Raw genomic sequence first — 3,430 nt, forward strand, 5'->3', positions numbered from 1 at the left:
GCATCGTTAAAGAAACTAAAGTATAAAGTCACTATAGCTGAGACAACAAGTAAAATACCTATAATTTTGTCCATATCTTACTCCTTATTTCCCATTACCAATAAGTTGGTAATTTTTATTTTGTTCTTCACTTGTTTTTTGCTTCATATCTGAAGTAAAACTTCCTGAAGTTAAACCATCAAGACTTTGATTGATTTGATAATAATTAGTTGATTCACTTTGTTGTACATTAATCGCACCAATAGTTAAACCAACTAAAATTGTTAATAATAAAACAGTTGCAATTAACATACCAGTGATACCACTTAACTTAAAGATTCCTCTTTCGTTTTCGTTCATTTGTGTATTTCCAGCCATCTTACTCTCCTAAACTTCGTAAATATGCTGCAACAGCTTTTTGCTGTGTTTCATTTAGTCTTCCATCAAAACTTGGCATTGTACCAATATTTGATTTTTTACCATCTTTTAACACTGCAGTTACTAACGCATCATCATATTCTCTAATGTTTGGAGCAACGTAAGGCATACCTTTACCATCTGCACCATGACATCCTGCACAAACACCAAAAGCAGCAGGTTGTTCACCTTTAAATCCACCAGCAACGTATTCTGCAATAACATCAACATCTGGTCCAAAAGCCATACCAGCTGGCATTCCACCAGGATATGCAGTTTTTAAACTATTAGAACCATTGTTAATTACATGAACAACTTGATGTTTAGAAATTCTTTTAGTTAAATTTTGTGCTTTACCTTGAATACCTTCAGCATCAACACCATGACATGGTGAACATTGTACTAAGAATGTAGATTGACCCATTGCTTCTAAAGTTTCAGTAGAAGGGTTTTCCCATTTCTTTTCAAATTTTGCATTGTATTCTAATGTTTCTTCATTCCATTGACCAATTTGTGAAAATCCATTAATTGGATAACCAATAGTCATGTACCAAAACATCCAGATAATTGTACCTATAAATGCTAAGGCCCAACCTGTTGGTACATTATTACGGTATTCACCAATACCATCCCAGTTATCTTCAGCTAATTCACCACTAGCTGTATCATTTTTTATTTGATTAACATATTTAAGTACTGTAAATACTACAATAACAATAATTGCAATTGCACCTAACATTGTTAAACTATTAATATAATCGTCACCGATAAAAGCATCACCTGTTGAAAGGTAAGTCCCTGCTATTAATGCGATGACAAGAATAATTCCACCTATAACCATAGATTTCATACTATTTCTCCTTGTTATCTATATTATCTTCTCTTTTTTCAAGAGGAGTAGAAGAAGATGAATCATCATGAACTAAGTTAGAATATTTTTCAAAATCTCGTTCACCTTTCTTATCTCTACTATATATAGAGTAAGCGTATGAGTAAAAAACTACAAATACAACGAATAACAAGAAAAACTTTATATAACCTTGGATGTTCAATAATTCTTCATATTCCATTATTAACCTCTTATTTTAAAGAATTTAAATATGCAATTAATGCAACTATTTCAGGAATTTGACCTTTTGCAACAGCATCTTTTACAGCTTTATTTTTCATATCTGCTGCTATTAATACTGCATCTGCTTTTGCTTTTGCAATAGCACTTGTGTAGTCACCTAATTCAACATCCACTTTACCGTCACCATCAATATCTTGATCATATGGAACTGCAAAAACAGTTTTAACTGTAGAAGCTTCACCATAAGCTGTATCTAAATCAGTCATCTTATCAAAAAGATGAGGATAAGCTGGCATAACAGTTCCTGGAACTACTGAAGCTGGATCCATCATATGATTTTCATGCCAATCAGTAGTTCTATAATTACCAATTCTCATTAAATCAGGACCAGTTCTTTTTGATCCCCATAAAAATGGTCTATCATAAGCATACTCACCTGATAATGAATACATACCATATCTATCAGTTTCTGCTTTAAACGGTCTAATTAATTGTGAATGACACGCATTACAAGAATCTTTAATATAAATTTGACGACCTGCTAATTCTAAAACAGAATATGGTTTAGTACCAACAGTTGGTCTACTTTGTTTTGCAAAATCTGGAATAATCTCAATAATACCTGCAAATGCAACAAACACGAATACTAGAACCGCAAAGAAAAACGGTCTTTGTTCAAACCAATGAAACATAATTTCTCCTTTTCTTACGCAGCTACTGGTGTAGCGTTTGCTGGTTCTTTATCAAGTACTCTTCCACATCTAACAGTTTTATAAATATTATATGCGAAGATAAAGAATCCAATAAGGTATAATAACCCACCAACAGCTCTGATTGTGTAATATGGTTGTAATACAGTTACTGTATCAATGAATGAATAAACTAAAGAACCATATTCATCATATGCTCTCCACATCATACCTTGAGTAATACCTGCAATCCACATAGAAGTAAAGTATAAAACGATACCTGTAGTTTGTAACCAGAATTGTGTATCAATTAATGATTTAGAGTAAAGTTCTCTTTTATACATTCTTGGAACCATATGGAATAATGCTGCCATTACCATAAATCCAACCCAACCTAAAGTACCATCATGAACGTGACCTGGAATCCAATCTGTAAAGTGCGCAATTGCATTTACTGATTTAATCGCTTGAATAGGACCTTCAATAGTTGATAACATATAGAATGTTGAAGCTAATATCATAAATTTAATTAATGTATTAGTTTGTAATTGTTGCCACTCACCTTTCATAGTTAAAAGCATATTAATAGCTGAACCCCATGATGGTAAAATTAATACAATTGACATAACAGAACCCATTGTTTGCATCCAATCAGGAACAGTTGAATATAATAAGTGGTGTCCACCAGCCCATAAATAAACAAACATTAATCCCCAGAAAGCTAAAATCGAAAGTTTATATGAATAAACATTTTGACCAGATTCTTTTGGAAGGAAGTAATAAATTAATGCAATAATAGGAGTTGTGAAAACAAATGCAACTGCATTATGCCCATACCACCATTGTACTAATGCATCATTTGTACCTGCATACATAGAAACAGAGTGCATCCACGATCCATAACCTGATACTAAGGCAGTTGGAACTTCCATATTGTTAAATAAATATAACATTGCAATTGCAATAAAAGTAGCAATGAAATACCATAAAGAAATATATAATGTTCTCTCTCTTCTAATCCCAATAAGACCAAAGATAGAAACACCCCATAATACCCACCAGATTACAACTAAAATATCTAATGGCCATTCTAATTCAGCATATTCTTTAGAAGTTGTGAAACCCATAAATAAAGTTACAACTGCTAATAAAATAGTGATAAAATATAGTGCAAAATGTAATTTTGCAACACCCATTAAAAATGGAGATTCTTTTAAAGAAACTTTTAATACTCTTTGCCCAATGTAATACCATCCAGCAAAAACACCACTTA

The 3,430-nt window shown here is 32.2% G+C and carries 5 protein-coding genes; all 5 read right to left on the bottom strand.

The features are described from left to right. Window positions 1-84 precede the first annotated feature (84 nt). Window positions 85-357 carry a DUF4006 family protein gene (locus D9T19_RS14310; protein ID WP_205588734.1) on the bottom strand — a complete coding sequence of 91 codons (273 nt, stop codon included), beginning with the start codon at window positions 355-357 and terminating at the stop codon, window positions 85-87. A gap of 1 nt (window position 358) precedes the next feature. Next, window positions 359-1,246: a c-type cytochrome gene (locus D9T19_RS14315; RefSeq protein WP_121628924.1), complete on the bottom strand. Its 888-nt coding sequence runs from the start codon at window positions 1,244-1,246 to the stop codon at window positions 359-361. A gap of 1 nt (window position 1,247) precedes the next feature. Then, on the bottom strand, window positions 1,248-1,466 hold the full coding sequence (locus D9T19_RS14320) for a CcoQ/FixQ family Cbb3-type cytochrome c oxidase assembly chaperone (RefSeq protein WP_121628925.1): 219 nt from the start codon (window positions 1,464-1,466) through the stop codon (window positions 1,248-1,250). Between the two features lie 10 nt (window positions 1,467-1,476). Beyond that, window positions 1,477-2,160, bottom strand: coding sequence for a cytochrome-c oxidase, cbb3-type subunit II (gene ccoO / locus D9T19_RS14325; protein WP_121628926.1), 684 nt, complete (start codon window positions 2,158-2,160; stop codon window positions 1,477-1,479). A gap of 14 nt (window positions 2,161-2,174) precedes the next feature. Next, on the bottom strand, window positions 2,175-3,430 hold a 1,256-nt coding region (ccoN, locus tag D9T19_RS14330), incomplete at its 5' end, for a cytochrome-c oxidase, cbb3-type subunit I (RefSeq protein WP_121628927.1).

Origin of the sequence: Poseidonibacter antarcticus, assembly GCF_003667345.1 — a bacterium.
GTDB lineage: Bacteria > Campylobacterota > Campylobacteria > Campylobacterales > Arcobacteraceae > Poseidonibacter > Poseidonibacter antarcticus.